Source organism: Pseudoxanthomonas sp. 97-1-1 (assembly GCF_057773125.1).
Map to the genome: position 1 here is coordinate 444,870 of NZ_JBYMTJ010000003.1, position 14,643 is coordinate 459,512.

15 protein-coding genes are annotated in these 14,643 nt (G+C 68.1%); 7 read left to right on the forward strand and 8 right to left on the reverse strand.

Annotated features, from left to right (window positions below; translation table 11 throughout):
* Window positions 1–59: 59 nt before the first annotated feature.
* From AC3DET_RS13920 to AC3DET_RS13935, 4 genes are all read left to right on the forward strand, one after another.
* On the forward strand, window positions 60–1,613 hold the full coding sequence (locus AC3DET_RS13920; RefSeq protein WP_488392005.1) for an MDR family MFS transporter: 1,554 nt from the start codon (window positions 60–62) through the stop codon (window positions 1,611–1,613).
* A gap of 42 nt (window positions 1,614–1,655) precedes the next feature.
* Window positions 1,656–2,042, forward strand: coding sequence for an SMU1112c/YaeR family gloxylase I-like metalloprotein (gene gloA2 / locus AC3DET_RS13925; RefSeq protein WP_488392006.1), 387 nt, complete (start codon window positions 1,656–1,658; stop codon window positions 2,040–2,042).
* A 218-nt stretch (window positions 2,043–2,260) separates the two neighbouring features.
* Complete coding sequence (locus AC3DET_RS13930) at window positions 2,261–2,578, forward strand: NINE protein (protein WP_192202081.1); 318 nt, start codon at window positions 2,261–2,263, stop codon at window positions 2,576–2,578.
* A gap of 26 nt (window positions 2,579–2,604) precedes the next feature.
* The gene (locus AC3DET_RS13935; RefSeq protein ID WP_488392007.1) at window positions 2,605–3,069 is read left to right on the forward strand and encodes a DUF6265 family protein; all 465 of its coding nucleotides are present in this window, start codon (window positions 2,605–2,607) and stop codon (window positions 3,067–3,069) included.
* A 4-nt stretch (window positions 3,070–3,073) separates the two neighbouring features.
* Here AC3DET_RS13935 and cysK read toward each other — a convergent pair whose 3' ends face one another.
* Together cysK and cysG are read right to left on the reverse strand one after the other, a co-directional pair.
* Window positions 3,074–4,048 (reverse strand): cysteine synthase A, encoded by a 975-nt coding sequence (gene cysK / locus AC3DET_RS13940; protein ID WP_488392008.1) that lies wholly within the window; start codon window positions 4,046–4,048, stop codon window positions 3,074–3,076.
* A gap of 25 nt (window positions 4,049–4,073) precedes the next feature.
* Window positions 4,074–5,534, reverse strand: a complete 1,461-nt coding sequence (gene cysG, locus AC3DET_RS13945; RefSeq protein ID WP_488392009.1) for a siroheme synthase CysG — start codon at window positions 5,532–5,534, stop codon at window positions 4,074–4,076.
* A 170-nt stretch (window positions 5,535–5,704) separates the two neighbouring features.
* On the opposite strand from cysG, the gene AC3DET_RS13950 reads away from it, so the two are divergent.
* The 3 genes from AC3DET_RS13950 (at window position 5,705) to AC3DET_RS13960 (ending at window position 7,516) form a co-directional block, all read left to right on the forward strand.
* Window positions 5,705–6,688: a LysR family transcriptional regulator gene (locus AC3DET_RS13950; RefSeq protein WP_192202077.1), complete on the forward strand. Its 984-nt coding sequence runs from the start codon at window positions 5,705–5,707 to the stop codon at window positions 6,686–6,688.
* Window positions 6,689–6,768: 80 nt separating this feature from the next.
* Entirely contained in the window at window positions 6,769–7,116 is a 348-nt protein-coding gene (locus tag AC3DET_RS13955) for a hypothetical protein (protein ID WP_337731558.1), read from the forward strand.
* 16 nt (window positions 7,117–7,132) lie between these two features.
* Window positions 7,133–7,516, forward strand: a complete 384-nt coding sequence (locus AC3DET_RS13960; protein WP_488392010.1) for a ribosomal maturation YjgA family protein — start codon at window positions 7,133–7,135, stop codon at window positions 7,514–7,516.
* Window positions 7,517–7,535: 19 nt separating this feature from the next.
* Here AC3DET_RS13960 and AC3DET_RS13965 read toward each other — a convergent pair whose 3' ends face one another.
* From AC3DET_RS13965 to AC3DET_RS13990, 6 genes are all read right to left on the reverse strand, one after another.
* Window positions 7,536–7,901 (reverse strand): hypothetical protein, encoded by a 366-nt coding sequence (locus AC3DET_RS13965; protein WP_446538181.1) that lies wholly within the window; start codon window positions 7,899–7,901, stop codon window positions 7,536–7,538.
* A 113-nt stretch (window positions 7,902–8,014) separates the two neighbouring features.
* Entirely contained in the window at window positions 8,015–8,785 is a 771-nt protein-coding gene (locus tag AC3DET_RS13970) for a LytR/AlgR family response regulator transcription factor (RefSeq protein ID WP_277727251.1), read from the reverse strand.
* Window positions 8,782–10,044: a histidine kinase gene (locus tag AC3DET_RS13975; protein WP_488392011.1), complete on the reverse strand. Its 1,263-nt coding sequence runs from the start codon at window positions 10,042–10,044 to the stop codon at window positions 8,782–8,784. Before AC3DET_RS13975 ends, AC3DET_RS13970 begins: the two co-directional genes overlap by 4 nt.
* Before the next feature lie 140 nt (window positions 10,045–10,184).
* Window positions 10,185–10,898 (reverse strand): phosphoadenylyl-sulfate reductase, encoded by a 714-nt coding sequence (locus tag AC3DET_RS13980; RefSeq protein WP_488392012.1) that lies wholly within the window; start codon window positions 10,896–10,898, stop codon window positions 10,185–10,187.
* Window positions 10,895–12,598: an assimilatory sulfite reductase (NADPH) hemoprotein subunit gene (gene cysI, locus AC3DET_RS13985; protein ID WP_488392013.1), complete on the reverse strand. Its 1,704-nt coding sequence runs from the start codon at window positions 12,596–12,598 to the stop codon at window positions 10,895–10,897. Before cysI ends, AC3DET_RS13980 begins: the two co-directional genes overlap by 4 nt.
* Window positions 12,599–12,682: 84 nt before the next feature.
* Window positions 12,683–14,542 carry an assimilatory sulfite reductase (NADPH) flavoprotein subunit gene (locus tag AC3DET_RS13990; protein ID WP_488392014.1) on the reverse strand — a complete coding sequence of 620 codons (1,860 nt, stop codon included), beginning with the start codon at window positions 14,540–14,542 and terminating at the stop codon, window positions 12,683–12,685.
* Window positions 14,543–14,643 lie beyond the last annotated feature (101 nt).

A 14,643-nucleotide genomic window follows, 5' to 3' on the forward strand; every position in this document is an offset into this window, starting at 1 on the left:
CCCCGGGTGACCTCTGGATCGTCACGCACCGCGTGCGTCGATCCCCTCCGGATTTTTCCATGAGCACGACTGCCGTCTCCCCCGCACCTGCGCACGACGACACCGGCAAGCGCACGCTGCTGGTCGGCTCGGTGATGCTGGCCACGCTGATGCAGGCGCTGGACACCACGATCGCCAACGTCGCGCTGCCCGACATGCAGGGCTCGCTGTCGGCCACCCAGGACCAGGTGTCGTGGGTGCTGACCAGCTACATCGTCGCCGCCGCCATCCTGACCCCGGTGACCGGTTGGCTGGCGGGCCGACTGGGGCGCCGCCGCCTGCTGATCATCGCGGTCAGCGGCTTCACCGTCGCCTCGCTGCTGTGCGGCATCGCCAGCGGCATCGGCGAGATGGTGATGTTCCGCATCCTGCAGGGCGTGTTCGGCGCCTCGCTGGTGCCGATTTCGCAGTCGCTGCTGCTGGATGCCTTCCCGAAGGAAAAACACGGCGCCGCGATGGCGATGTGGGGCATGGGCATCATGGTCGGGCCCATCCTGGGGCCGCCGCTGGGTGGTTTTCTGACCCAGAACTACAGCTGGCACTGGGTGTTCCTGATCAATCTGCCGATCGGCATCCTGGCGCTGGTCGGCATCATGGCCAGCGTCAAGAAGGACGCGGTGCAGGAGCGTAAGCTCGACGGTATCGGTCTCGGCTTGCTGGCGCTGGGCATCGGCGCGCTGCAGCTGTTCCTCGATCGCGGGCAGAGCGAGGACTGGTTCGGCAGTGTCGAGATCCAGATCGAAGCCGCGCTCGCCTTCCTCGCGCTGTACATGTACGGCCTGTGGTGGTGGCGCAAGCGCGACCACGCGCTGCTCGATCTTGGCCTGTTGAAGAACGCGAATTTCGCGGTCGGCTGCGCGCTGATCTTCGTCGTCGGCATCGTGCTGTTCGCCACGTTGGCGCTGTTGCCGCCGTACCTGAGCACGCTGATGAACTATCCGGTGCTGACCATCGGCCTGGTGCTGGCGCCGCGCGGCGTGGGCACGATGTTCAGCATGATGGTCGTCGGGCGCCTGCTGGGCCGCATCGACGCGCGCTGGCCCATCCTGGTCGGCATGGCGCTGATGGTCGTTTCGCTGCATGGCATGACGCAGTTCGGTCCGAATGCCTCCATGCAGTCCATCGTCTGGCTGGGCGTGGTGCAGGGCATGGGGCTGGGTCTGGTATTCGTGCCGATCTCCACGGTGGCCTACGCGACGCTGGAGCCGCACCAGCGCACCGAAGCCGCCGGCCTCTTCAGCCTGGTGCGCAACATCGGCTCGTCGGTCGGCATCTCGGTGGTGATGACGATGCTGTCGCGCGCGATGCAGGTGAACCATGCCGAGATCGGCGCGCGCATTCCCGCGTTTGGCGCGGAGACCACGCTGCTGCCCGCGGCGACGGATCCGTCCACGGCCACCGGTCTGGCGATGCTCAATGCCGAGGTCAACCGGCAGGCAGCGGCCATCGGCTATCTCAACGACTTCAAGCTGATGATGCTGCTCACCCTGGTGTCGATGCCGCTGGTGCTGCTGATGCGCGGCGGCAAGGCGCCGTCGGGGGGTGCCGGTGCGGATGCCGCTGCGGCGCATTGAGTACCGGAGAGCGGTAGCGATGCCTGCGTTTACACTGCCCGCATGAAGATCGAAGGCCTGCACCACGTCGCGATCATCGCGTCCGACTACGCGCGCTCGAAGCGCTTCTATACCGACGTGCTCGGACTGCGCATGGTTGCGGAGCACTATCGCGCAGAACGCGATTCCTGGAAGCTCGACCTTGCGCTGCCCGATGGCGCGCAGGTCGAGCTGTTCTCCTTTCCCTCGCCGCCGCCGCGTGTGTCGCGACCGGAGGCGTGCGGACTGCGCCACTTGGCGCTGCGCGTCGCGGACCTTGATGCTGCCGTCGCCCATCTTTACGCGCATGGCGTGGAATGCGAGCCGGTCCGCGTGGACGAGTACACGGGTCGTCGCTTCACCTTCTTCGCCGATCCGGACGACCTGCCGCTGGAGCTGTACGAGCAGTGAGGTGCTCACTGCAGGAGCGACGTGAGTCGCGACCGCACGCCATCCATGTTGGGATCTCGCAGACAGCGCATCATCTTGCCGCGCCCGGCTTGACCAGAGGCCAATATGGCGGACGACAGACGGTCGCGATTCACGTCGCTCCTACAGGACCCCGTACAAACGTGGATTCGCCCGCGTCGGCCTGCTAACGTGCGTGCCGTTCACTCGGGGGATGTCGGATGTTCTGCAGACAATGCGGCCAGCAGCTGGTCGACGAGGCCGTCGCGTGCCCGCAATGTGGCGTGGCGACGGGATACTTCCAGCAGGCCGTGGCGCAGGGCAAAAGCCGTACCAATTTCATCCTGTTCGGTGCGCTGCTGGGATTGATCGGCGTGCCGGGGGTGCACAACTTCTATGCCGGCTACAACCAGAGGGGATTGATCCAGCTGCTGGTCAGCGTGCTCTCGTGCTGGCTGCTCTGGTTGCCGATGTACATCTGGACGATCGTGGAGATCTGTACCGTCACCGTCGACAGCGACGGCAAGCCGATGTATTGAGGCGTCACGTCGATGAGGGCAATGCCATGAAGCCAACCATCCCGTGCATGACCGGCCTGCTGCTGGCGGTGGCCTCCGGCGCACATGCCGGAGAACTGGAGTGGCTGGCGGGCCACTGGTGCGGCCAGCATGGCAAGACATTCAGCGAGGAAACCTGGATGGCGCCGCGCGGCGGCCTTCTGGTCGGCATGCACCGTGACTCGCGCGATGGCAAGGCGACCGGCTTCGAGTTCATGCGCATCGCGCAGCAGGACGGGCGCTGGGTGTTGCTGGCGCAGCCGGGCGGTGGCGCGGTCACCGCGTTCCCGGCGGCCAGCGTGGAGAAGGATCGCGTCGTGTTCGCCAATCCTTCGCACGACTTTCCGCGTCGCGTGATCTACCAGCGACGGGACGTCGACACGCTGCATGCCCGCGTCGACGACGGCCGCGATGACGGCAAGGCGCTGGAATGGACGTGGCGGCGCGAATGCGACGCGCCGCCGTCCGGCTGATCCGTCACGGCAGCGCGGCGTCGCCCAGCGAGGCCAGCCAGTCGTCGTCCGAACCCTCGTTGACGCCTTCGAACAGCGGCGTGGAGAAGTAGCGCTCGCCAGTGTCCGGGAGCATCGCCAGCAACACGTCGCCGGGCTTGGCCTTCTGCGCAACCTGCAGCGCGGCAGCGACCGTGGCGCCGCCGGAGATGCCGACGAAGATGCCTTCCTCGGCCGCGAGGCGGCGCGCGGTGGCGATGGCCTCCACGTCGGTGACCGGCAGGATCTCGTCGGCCACCTCGCGGTTCAGCACGTCCGGCACGAAGTCCGGGGTCCAGCCCTGGATCTTGTGCGGCTGCCATTCCTTGCCCTGCAACAACGAGGCGCCCGCCGGTTCGGAGGCGGTGATGCGCACTTCCGGACGCGCGACCTTGAGCACTTCGCCCACGCCCGTCAGCGTGCCGCCGGTACCCCAGCCGGTGACGAAGTGATCGAGTCGCTGGCCGGCGAAATCGCGCAGGATTTCCGCCGCCGTGGTCTGCCGGTGATAGGCGGGATTGGCGGGATTGGCGAATTGGCGGGCAAGGAACCAGCCGTGCTGCTTCGCCAGTTCTTCGGCGCGGCGCACCATGCCGCTGCCACGCTCGGCGGCCGGTGTCAGGATCACCTTGGCGCCGTACGCGCGCATCAGCTTGCGGCGTTCGATCGAGAAGGTCTCGACCATCGTGGCCACGAATTTGTAGCCGCGCGCGGCGGCGACCATGGCGAGTGCGACGCCGGTGTTGCCGGAGGTCGCTTCGACGATGGTGTCGCCGGGTTTCAGCAATCCCTTGGCCTCCGCATCGAGGATGATCGCCAGCGCCAGGCGGTCCTTCACCGACCCGCCCGGGTTGAACGATTCGACCTTGGCGTAGAGCGTGACGTGCTCGGGTGCGACGCGGTGCAGCTTGACGACCGGGGTGCGGCCGATGGTGTCGAGGATGCTGTCGTAAACGGCCATGGGGTCTCCGTAGGTAAGCGGTGGATCAGGCGGCCTGCAGTGTGGGCGCCGGGAGGTTGCGGGAATGTGTGGGCGCGCCTGCACCGAGCGGCGGCGCGCCGAACCAGTGCAGCGCATCCGCCAGCGCGGCCACCTCGCCGAGGACCAGGAGGGCAGGTGAACGTACCTGATGGAAACGCGCGGTTTCCGGAAGATCGGCCAGGGTGCCATTCAGCACGCGTTGCTCGCGGCGCGTGCCGTTTTCGATCAGAGCGAAGGGCGTGGACGCTGCTCGGCCGTGCTGCACCAACCGGTCGCGCAGGCCTTCGAGCCCTGCCACGCCCATGTAGACCGCGAGTGTCTGCCGCTCCTGCGCCAGCGCCTGCCAGTCCAGCGTGTCGAACGACTCCTTGCAGTGCGCCGTCACCAGCTTCACCGACTGCGCGTGGTCGCGATGGGTCAGCGGGATGCCGGCGTACGCGGCGCACGCAACGGCGGCGGTGATGCCGGGCACCACCTCATAGGGAATGTCGTGTGCGCGCAGGAATTCCAGTTCTTCGCCGCCCCGGCCGAATACGAACGGGTCGCCACCTTTCAGCCGCACCACGCGCTTGCCGGCGCGCGCGTGCTCCAGCATCAGCGCATGGATTTCCTCCTGGCGGGTGCTGTGGCCAGTGGCCGACTTGCCTACTTCAATGTAGGCCGCATCGCGGCGGCCGAGGCGCAGCACGTCGTCGCTGACCAGGCGGTCGTGCAGGATGACGTCGGCCTCGTTCATGGCGCGCAAGGCGTTGAGCGTCAGCAGGCCGGCATCGCCGGGGCCGGCGCCAACCACCGCGACGGAACCGACGTGCGTGGCAGCGGTGCGCTCATCCAGCATGGCCTGGAAATGCTGTTCGGCCTGCGCGTGCAACTGCTGGCGGAACAGGCGGGGCAAGGGGCCCGCCAGCAGCTTCTCGAAGAAGCGGCGGCGTTCGCCAGGCTGCGGGAAGCGCTGGCGGATGCGCAGGCGCTGCCGGGTGAACAGGTCGGCCAGCGAGGCCCAGGAATCATCCAGCAGGGTTTCGAGCTGGCGACGCAGGTGGCGGGCCAGCATCGGTGCGCCGCCGCCGCTGGAGATGGCAATCTGCAGCGGGCCGCGTTCGACGATGGCGGGCACCTGGAAGCTGGAGAGTTCGCCATCGTCCACGACATTGGCGAACACGTGGCGCGCTTCGGCGGCGGCGGCGACCGCGCGGTTGACCGACGCATCGTCGGTCGCGGCGACCACCAGCCATGCCCCCGACAGCCAGTGGGCATCGAAACGCCCGGCAATCCAGTCGATGCGTCCTTCCTCGTGCCACGTGCGCAGCGTCGGCGTGAGCTCCGGCGCGCCGACGCGCAGACGGGCGCCGGCATGCAGCAGCGCGGCTGTCTTCCTTTCCGCGACCGGGCCGCCCCCCACAACGAGTACCCGGCGGCCTTGCAGGTCGGCGAACAGGGGGAACAACGGAGCACTCACGGGCATGGAGAGGATGGCGGCTGGGTTGCTGACCGTACTGCCGCCTCATGGCGGTCGGAAATGACATCCCACGAGAACCATATATCCTGCGGTTATAAGGCCGGCCGGCTACGGTCCGGACAAATCCTCTACAGTCCAAGGCCCCCTCCCGGTGGGCCGATGCGCGCCCCACGCCGATGACGCTGACCCAACTTCGCTATCTGGTGGCCATCGCCGATGCCGACCTGAACATCACGCTGGCGGCGGCGCGAGTGCATGCCACCCAGCCCGGCCTGTCCAAGCAGCTCAAGCAACTGGAAGACGAGCTGGGCTTCCTGCTGTTCGTGCGCAAGGGCAGGAGCCTGGAAGCCGTGACGCCCGCCGGCAACGAAGTGATCGAGCGCGCGCGGCTGGTGCTGGCCGAGGCCAACAACATCCGCACCTACGCCGCCAACCAGCGCCGCGAGAGCCAGGGCCAGCTGGTGCTGGTGACCACGCATACGCAGGCGCGCTTCGTGTTGCCGCCAGCCATCGCGCAGATCAAGCGGGATTTCCCGCAGGTGAGCGTGCATCTGCAGCAGGCGCCGGAAAGCCAGGCGCTGGACCTGCTGACCCAGGGCGATGCCGACATGGCCGTGGTCAGTACCGCCGGCGATCAGCCACAGGCGGGCATCGCCGTGCCGCTGTACCGCTGGCGCCGGCTGGTGCTGGTGCCACGCGGCCACGCGCTGGAAGAGCTCGGTCGCGTGCCGGGGATGGCCGATCTCGCCGGGCAGCCCCTCATCAGCTACGAATCCTCCACCCGGCCGGGGTCATCGCTGCAACGCGCCTTCGCCAAGGTGGGGCTGGAGCCGAACATCGCCCTGACCGCGCTCGATGCCGACCTGATCAAGACCTACGTCCGCGCCGGCCTCGGCGTGGGTCTGCTGGCCGAGATGGCGGTGAATGCCACCGACACCGATCTGCGCGCATGGCCGGCACCGGCGGAGGTCAAGGAATGCATCACGTGGGCGGTGCTGCCGCGTGAGCGCGTGCTGCGCGACTACGCGCTGGACCTGGTGCGCGCGCTGGCACCGCAGATCGACCGCCGCGACCTGCGCCGGGTGATCGACGGCAACCAGGATCCGGATTGGCCCGAGCCCCCAACGTGGGCAGCGCTCACCCAAACGATCACCAGTTGAATCGTCCCCCGATCACGTGATTGACGGCATCCCCCGACCTGCGCGAGCCTGAAGTCTCGTCGACACGGTCGGATACCGCGATGAACCGCATATCGAAGATGGTGCTGCGCATGTACGTGCCGGCGGTCGTCATCACCCTCGGCGGGCTGGCGACGGCCGAAGCCGTCACCCGCACCGAGCGCGTGCTGGTGGGTATTCCACCGCAACGACTGGCGTCGTTGTCGTTCCTGCTCGCCATCCTGTTGGGCACCGCGTGGGCGCTGCATTCCAGTTGGCGGCTGTACCGCTGGGCGCGGGGCCGCGAGCTGCGCTGCGCCTGCGGCGGCATGATGTCGCGCGTGCGCTACAACCGGCAGCGACAGAAGTACCGCAAGTGCCTGGCCTGTGGTGGCAAGTCGCTGGAGGGCGCGCATTGCGCTGGCGGCTGACGGGCGGCGCGCACGCATGAGGTGGCGGTTCGACGCGGTCTCCGCCGCCTGGGCGCTGGCATTGCTGGTATTGCTCGTGTTGCTGGCGACCGTCGGCGCGGGGCTCGGCTGGACAAGGGGCTTCGTGGGCGACGTGCTCGCAGTGGTCTGGGTGCATTGCCTGCTCGCCACCGTCGCCTGGATGCGTCCGCCGGTGCGGCCTTTGCTGGCGCTCGCCGTGGGGCTCGCGATCGAGGCCGCGCAGTACGTCAGCCAGCAGACGGGCTGGCAGGTGTCCTCACCCGTGCTGCGCGTCGTGCTGGGCAGCACGCCGGATGCGCTGGACGTGTTGGCCTACCTGATCGGCTTCCTGCTGGCGATCCTGCTGGAGCGCCGTCATCTCGGCGCCCCGGCGGCATGAGGCGCACATGGGTTCCCGTCTACGAGGGGCAACTCTCCCCGACCTGCTGTTGCGCCACGCATTCCCGGTAGCGGGTGGGCAGTCCGCGTATCTCATGGGTCTTGCCGGGCGCCAGCGCGAAGTTCTCCAGCGTCGTGCGCGTGCAGGGCGCAGGGTTTTTGCCCGGTGCGGGCGCAGGGCAGTGTTCGGTGTAAACGAGGTAATGGCACTGGCCGCTCTCGCTGGCGAAGCACTCGAACCTCGCCACGCCCTCCCGCACCGTGGTCTTGCTGAAGAGCGTGTCCACGCCGTTGGCGCTGCTGTGGTGGATGGTGGTGACGCTGGGCTTCTCGTTGCATCCTGCCAGGGCCATCAGGCAGGACAGCAGGGACGTGACGATGCGCATGGCGTTTCCTCTGGTGTTTCGATGGGCAAAGGCAAGCCATCCACGACGCAGGCGCGCCGTGCCGGTGATGCCACGTTGGATGCCGCGCGGAGCGGCCGGGTTTAGAACGGCGACTACATGTTGCGGAACAGGCTCATGAAGGGCTGGCTGACGGTCAGGGTTTCCGGACGCGTCTTCAACTTCAGCCGGCCACGGCCTGCGTCATCGCGGCTGACCGAGGCGACGGCCTTCATGTTGACGATGGTGGAGCGGTGGATCTGTTTGAAGGTGTTGGCATCCAGCGAATCGAGCAGCTCGCGCAGTGGGGTGCGCAGCAGCGATTCGCCTTCGGCGGTCATCACGGTGGTGTACTTGTTGTCGGCCTGGAAGTAGGCCACGTCGTCCACCATGATCAGCCGGGTGTCCTTGCCCGCGCTGGCGGTGATCCACACCAGCGGCGGCTTCGACGACGTTACTTCTCGTGCCGACAGGTGGCGCAGAAGCGCTTCCAGCGTTGCGCCGTCGGGATGGCCCGCCGCGGCGCGTGCCTGGATGCGCTGCACGGTGGCCAGCAACCGCTCGCGCGTGATCGGCTTGAGCAGGTAGTCGATGGCGCCCTGCTCGAACGCATCGATGGCGTACTGGTCGTAGGCGGTGACGAATACCACCTGCGTGCGTGGACTCGCATCGGCCAGGCCGCGTGCGACCTCGATGCCGGTGAGCCCCGGCATGCGGATATCGAGGAAAGCGACGTCGGGCTGCAACTCGGCGATGGATTCCAGCGCGCTGGCGCCGTCCTCGCACTCGGCCACGATGTCGAGCTGCGGCCAGGCTTCCTTCAACAGCGAGGACAGCGCGGTGCGCAGCAGCTCCTCGTCTTCGGCGATCACGCCCCGGAAGTTCATGCGGCACCTGCCTTGCCGGTCAGCGGCAGCGTCAGCGTGGCGGCTACGCCGCTGGGGAAATTGGACACGATGGCGAACGAAGCCTCGCCGCCGAAGGTCAGGCGCAGGCGTTCACGCAGGTTCTTCAGGCCGATGCCGGTGCCGGTGCTCTGGCCACCGAAGCCCTGGCCGTCGTCTGCGACGGTGAGCGTGGCGTGGTCGTCGTGTTTGCGGGCGAGGATCCAGATGGTGCCGCCGCCGGTCTTGGGCTCCAGGCCGTGTTTGATGGCGTTCTCCACCAGCGTCTGCAGCATCATCGACGGCATCGGTACCGCCTTGAGCGCGTCCGGCACTTCCACCTGTACGTTGAGGCGGGTGCCCATGCGGATCTTCAGGATCTCCAGGTAGGCCTGGGTGCGCTCCAGTTCCTCGCCCAAGGTGGACAGCGCCTCGTCGGTGCGCGGCAGCGAGCTGCGCAGGTAGTGGATCAGGTGGCCGAGCATGATGTCGGCACGCGGTGGATCGGTGCGGGTCAGCACCTGCGCGCTCGCGAGCGTGTTGTAGAGGAAGTGCGGTTCCACCTGCGCGTTGAGCAGGTTCAGGCGCGCCACGGTCAGTTCCTTCTCGCTGACGGTCTTCTCGACGTCGGCCTGTTCCTGTCGGCGCTGGTCGGCGACGCGGCGGGTGATGGCGCGGGTGACGGCTTCAGCGTTCTCCACGTTCACGCCGTCGTCCAGCACGAACAGGTCGAGCCAGGCGCTGGCATCCGGGCCCAGCATCAGGGTGATGCTGCTGGTGCCATTGCCGGGGGTGACGGTGGCCTGCACCAGGTCACGCTTCACCGCGAAGCGGGCCATGATGTTGAAGCGTGAGGGCTGGCTGGGACCGTCGAAACTGTCCACCCGACGCACTTTGACCCGTACCTGCAGACTGTCGGGGGCGCTCTCCGTCTCCTCCGCGCGCGGCAGTTCGCGCAGCGCGCCTTCGATCAGGGCGAAGGCGGCGGCCGTATCCAGCGGCACTTCGATCTGCCGGCGCTGGCGGCTCGACAGCGTGGTGCTGTCCAGCCGTCCCGTGATCAGCCAGATCCGGCGCAGATGGCTGATCAGGCCGATCAGCACCGACAGCATCACCAGGGTCGAGGCAAGGTTGAACAGCCATTCGGCCGCACCCGACAGCATGGTCCGTTCGAAGATGCCGTTCCAGATGAAGCCCGCCATGAGCACTGCGCCGAACCAGGCGACAAGGATGCGGACGATCAGGAGCAGGCTTGGGAACACGTGGGACACCGCGGCTTCGGGAGTGCCGTGGAGGATAGCCCGCCCGTCCCGGGAGGGAAGAGGGTGCGCGACGGACCCCGCGATGCGGCGACGAAACCGGGCTGGCCCGACGCGAATGCCTCAGGCTGCCGGGGCTGCCATCAGACGTCGATGTGGATGCCGCACTCGCGCTTGAGGCCGTTGAAGCGGGTGTCTTCCTCGCGCATGCCGGGCTCCCAGCGGCGCGTGGTGTGGAAGTCGCCGATCGACACGTAGCCCTGCTCCCACAACGGGTGGTACGGCAGGCCATGCTGCTTCATGTACTGCCAGACGTCGCGGTCGGTCCAGTCGACGATGGGGTTGAGCTTCCAGCGGTCCTCGCGTTGTTGCAGCACCGGTGCGTTGGCCCGGCTGGTGGCCTGGCTGCGGCGCAGGCCGGTGAACCAGGTGCCCACGCCCAGTTCCTTCAGGGCGCGCTTCATCGGTTCGACCTTGCGCAGGCTGTTGTACTGCTCGATGCCGACCAGGCCCTGTTCCCACAGGCGGCCATGGCGCGCTTCCATCCAGGCGCGGCTGACCAGCGGGCGGAACACCTGCAGGTTGAGCTGCAGGCGTTCGGTCAGTTCGTCGGCGAAGCGATAGGTCTCGGGGAACAGGTAGCCGGTGTCGATCAGCACCACCGGGATGTCGGCCTTCTGCTGCGTGACCATGTGCAACAGCACGGCCGCCTGCGCACCGAAGCTCGACGACATCGCCGCTTCCGCCGGGCCATGCTGCAGCGCCCACGCGATGCGCTGCTCGGCGGTCTGCGTCTCCAGCCACGCGTTGTGCTCGGCGATCTGGTCCGTGTCCAGGGAAAGGGCGAGGGCGCTCATGCGTGCAGTTCCAGTGCGATCTGTCGATGGGTGGGGTAGGCGGGCAGGGCGACCACGCCGCTGCGATGGAGGAAGTCGCCGAAGCCTTCGCCGTCGTCGCGTTCGCCGGCGTAGCGCGCGAACAGGCCGTCGAGCGTGTCGAGGATGGCGGCCTCGTCGATGTTCTCGCGGTACAGCGTGTTGAGCCGCTGGCCACGGGCGTCGCCGCCGAGCATCAGGTTGTAGCGCCCCGGCGCCTTGCCGACCAGCGCGATCTCGGCCAGGTAGGGACGCGAGCAGCCATTCGGGCAACCGGAGATGCGCAGCACGATCGGCGCCTCGCGCAGGCCGTGCTTGTCGAGCAGGGGCTGCAGCCGGTCGGTGAATCCGGGCAGGTAGCGTTCGGCCTCGGCCATCGCCAGGCCGCAGGTCGGCAGCGCCACGCAGGCCACGGCCGCGCGCTGCAGGGCGGTGCCCAGGCGTTCACCGGCATCCAGACCGTGCGTCTTCACCAGCGCATCGATGCGCTCGCGTTCGCCCGCCGGCACGCCGGCGATGACGAGGTTCTGGTTCGCGGTCATGCGGAACTCGCCACGGTGTACGTTGGCGATCTCGCGCAGGCCGGTGAGATGCGTCGTGGTCCCGGCGTCGGCGATCCGGCCGGCGTACAGGTGCAGGGTCAGGTGCCAGCGGCCGTCTTCGCCCTCGACCCAGCCGTAGCGGTCGCCGTTGTGGTCGAAGCGGAAGGCACGCACGGGCTGCAGGGCCACGCCGCTGCGGCGTTCGATTTCGCCGACCACCTTCTCCAAGCCATGGTCGTCGATGGTGTACTTGAAGCGCGCACGCTTGCGCAGCTCGCGGTTGCCGAGGTCGCGCTGGGTGGTGACGACGGCCGTGGCGACCTCGAGCAGCTGGTCGGGCGTGATGAAGCCGACCACGTTGCCGATGCGCGGATAGGTCTCCGCATCGCCATGGGTCGCGCCCATGCCACCGCCGATCACCACGTTGAAACCGGCCAGGGCGCCGTCTTCGAGGATGGCGATGAAACCGAGGTCGTTCGCGAACACATCCACGTCGTTGACCGGCGGCACCGCGAAGCCGATCTTGAACTTGCGCGGCAGATAGGTGGCGCCGTAGATGGGCTCTTCTTCCTCGCCGCTGCCGGCCACTTGCTCCTCGTCCAGCCAGATCTCGTAGTAGGCACGGGTGTTGGGCAGCAGGTGTTCGGACAGCTTTGCCGCCCAGGCCTGCACCTCGGCGTGCGCGCGCGACTCCAGCGGATTGGCGGCGACCAGCACGTTGCGGTTGACGTCGCCGCAGGCCGCCAGCGTGTCGATCAGTGCGGCGTTGATGGCCTGCATCGTCGCCTTCAGTTCGCGCTTGATGACGCCGTGGAACTGGAAGGCCTGGCGCGTGGTGATGCGCAGTGAATGGTTGGCGTACTGTGTGGCGATGGCGTCCAGCTTCAGCCACTGCTCCGGCGTGACCACACCGCCGGGCGTGCGCGTACGGATCATGAACTGGAACGCGGGTTCGAGCTTTTGGCGGCGGCGCTCGTCGCGCAGGTCGCGATCGTCCTGCTGGTAACTGCCGTGGTACTTGATCAGGGTCTGGTCCGACTCGCGCAGCGCGCCGGTGACCGGATCGGCCAGGCTCTCGAGCAGGCTGCCGCGCAGGCGGTTGCTCTCGGATTTGATGTCTTCGACGGAGTGGTTGCTCATCGGTGTTCCACTGTAGGAGCGACGTAAGTCGCGACCGGAAGGTTGCAGGTCGCGACTTACGTCGCTCCTACAAAAGCGGGGTCGTCAGTACACGTCGCGCCCGTAGCGCCCCTCCGTCTGCAGCTGCACCAGGTACTCGCGGGCGGCCTCCTCATCAAGCCCGCCATGCTCGGCGACGATGGACTGCAGCGCCGCATGCACGTCCTTGCCCATGCCGATGGCACCGCACACGTACAGGTGCGCGCCGTTCTGCAGCCAGTCGTAGACCTCGCGGCCGCGTTCGCGCAGGCGGTCCTGCACGTACACCTTGCGTGCCTGGTCGCGCGAGAAGGCCAGGTCCAGCCGGTGCAGTTCGCCGCTGCGCAGCGCGTCCTGCCACTCGCTCTGGTAGAAGAAGCCGTGGTTGAAATGCTGGGCGCCGAAGAACAGCCAGTTGCGGCCGCGCGCGCCGGTCTCGGCGCGCTCCTGCACGAACCCGCGGAACGGCGCCACGCCGGTGCCGGGGCCGATCATCAGGATGTCGCGGCTGCCATCGGCGGGCACGCGGAAGCGTTCGTTGGCCTCGATGTAGACCGGTACCTGGTCGCCTTCCCCGCGTGCGGCGAGAAAGCCGCTGGCCGCACCGCCATGTGCATGGCCGAAGGCGTCGTAGCCCAGCACGTCGACGGTCAGGTGGGCTTCTTCGCCCACGCGCTTGCGGCTGGAGGCGATGGAGTACAGGCGTGGCGCCAGTGGGCGCAATGCGGCGACCAGTTCCTGCGCGGACCAGTCGGCGGGCCAGCGACGCAGCACGTCGATGATCTGGTGGGTGCCGAACAACTGCGCCAGCGCCGGTGCGTTCGCCGGGCCGAGCAGGGTGTTGAGTTCTTCCGCCTGCGCGTGTGCGGCATGCGTGGCCAGGAACGGACGCGACACGCGGGTCAGTTCGCGGCGCGCCGCGAGCCATTCACGCAGCGGCAGGGTATCGCCGCCTTCGCTGACGGCGCTCTCGCCGTCCAGCTGCAGCGCCTCGATCACGCCATCGACCAGCGCGGCGGGATTGCGGTGGCGCACGCCCAGCGCGTCGCCGGGTTCATAGTGCAGGCCGCTGCCTTCCAGCGACAGTTCGATATGGCGCACGTCCTTGTCGGCAACGCCGTGCTGGCCGAAGCGCGGTCCCTTGAAGTCGCGACCGCTGATGCGCTGGTTGAGCAGCAGCTCGGCGGGGAACGGGTGCTCGTGCGACCACGCGGCCGCATGGCCCGGGCGCAGCGGGGTGACGGAGGCGAGCGAGGTGACGGCGGGTGCCTTCAGCAGCTCGCGCGCATGTCCCAGTGCCTGTTCGCGCCACGGGGCGGCGACGGTATCGATGTCGAGATCCGCCAGGCCGGCAGCGAACAGGCGGCTGCCGCCCAGTTCGGCCAGGCGCGCGTCCAGGCGCGTGGCTATGCCGCAGAAGTCGGCATAGCTGGAATCGCCCAGGCCGAGGACGGCGTACTTGAGTTCCGGCAGCTTCGGCGCGCGCTTGCCGCGCAGGAATTCCACCAGGCCGATGCTGTCATCCGGCGGGTCGCCTTCGCCCTGGGTGCTGATGACGATGTACAGCAGGCGCTCGCTGGCGAGCTCGCGCTGCGGGTAGGCATCGGCCCGCAGCAGGCGAACCGACAATCCGGCGGCTTCGGCCTGCTGCGCCAGCGTTTCCGCAGTGCGGCGGGCATTGCCGGTCTGGCTGCCGTAGACGATGGTCAGGCGCTGGCCGGCCTGCGGGCCGGCGGCCGGCACGACGGCCAGAGGCTGGGGGGCGGCGTGGGCAGCCGGCGCGAGTTGCGCCTGGGCCAGGCCGGCCGTGTACCCCGAGATCCACCACAGGCTGGCGCCATCCAGGCCGGCGACCGCCTGGGCCAGCAGCGCCCGCCGTTCCTCCGCGAGGGGGATGGGGGCAGGAACAGGCTGGGTGGCGGACATTCGGTATGGCCCGTGGGCGCGACTGGGACGACCGATGTTAGGAAGGCGACGCCACGCGTTGAAAGGACGCATGGTTATGGGCTTATGGCCTGAGCTTATTT

Excerpts from the sequence above, each read along its gene's own strand:
- AC3DET_RS13920 (WP_488392005.1), top strand. The coding sequence starts at position 60 with ATGAGCACGACTGCCGTCTCCCCCGCACCTGCGCACGACGACACCGGC.
- gloA2 (WP_488392006.1), top strand. The coding sequence starts at position 1,656 with ATGAAGATCGAAGGCCTGCACCACGTCGCGATCATCGCGTCCGACTAC.
- AC3DET_RS13930 (WP_192202081.1), top strand. The coding sequence starts at position 2,261 with ATGTTCTGCAGACAATGCGGCCAGCAGCTGGTCGACGAGGCCGTCGCG.
- AC3DET_RS13935 (WP_488392007.1), top strand. The coding sequence starts at position 2,605 with ATGAAGCCAACCATCCCGTGCATGACCGGCCTGCTGCTGGCGGTGGCC.
- cysK (WP_488392008.1), bottom strand. The coding sequence starts at position 4,048 with ATGGCCGTTTACGACAGCATCCTCGACACCATCGGCCGCACCCCGGTC.
- cysG (WP_488392009.1), bottom strand. The coding sequence starts at position 5,534 with ATGCCCGTGAGTGCTCCGTTGTTCCCCCTGTTCGCCGACCTGCAAGGC.
- AC3DET_RS13950 (WP_192202077.1), top strand. The coding sequence starts at position 5,705 with ATGACGCTGACCCAACTTCGCTATCTGGTGGCCATCGCCGATGCCGAC.
- AC3DET_RS13955 (WP_337731558.1), top strand. The coding sequence starts at position 6,769 with ATGAACCGCATATCGAAGATGGTGCTGCGCATGTACGTGCCGGCGGTC.
- AC3DET_RS13960 (WP_488392010.1), top strand. The coding sequence starts at position 7,133 with ATGAGGTGGCGGTTCGACGCGGTCTCCGCCGCCTGGGCGCTGGCATTG.
- AC3DET_RS13965 (WP_446538181.1), bottom strand. The coding sequence starts at position 7,901 with ATGCGCATCGTCACGTCCCTGCTGTCCTGCCTGATGGCCCTGGCAGGA.
- AC3DET_RS13970 (WP_277727251.1), bottom strand. The coding sequence starts at position 8,785 with ATGAACTTCCGGGGCGTGATCGCCGAAGACGAGGAGCTGCTGCGCACC.
- AC3DET_RS13980 (WP_488392012.1), bottom strand. The coding sequence starts at position 10,898 with ATGAGCGCCCTCGCCCTTTCCCTGGACACGGACCAGATCGCCGAGCAC.
- cysI (WP_488392013.1), bottom strand. The coding sequence starts at position 12,598 with ATGAGCAACCACTCCGTCGAAGACATCAAATCCGAGAGCAACCGCCTG.
- AC3DET_RS13990 (WP_488392014.1), bottom strand. The coding sequence starts at position 14,542 with ATGTCCGCCACCCAGCCTGTTCCTGCCCCCATCCCCCTCGCGGAGGAA.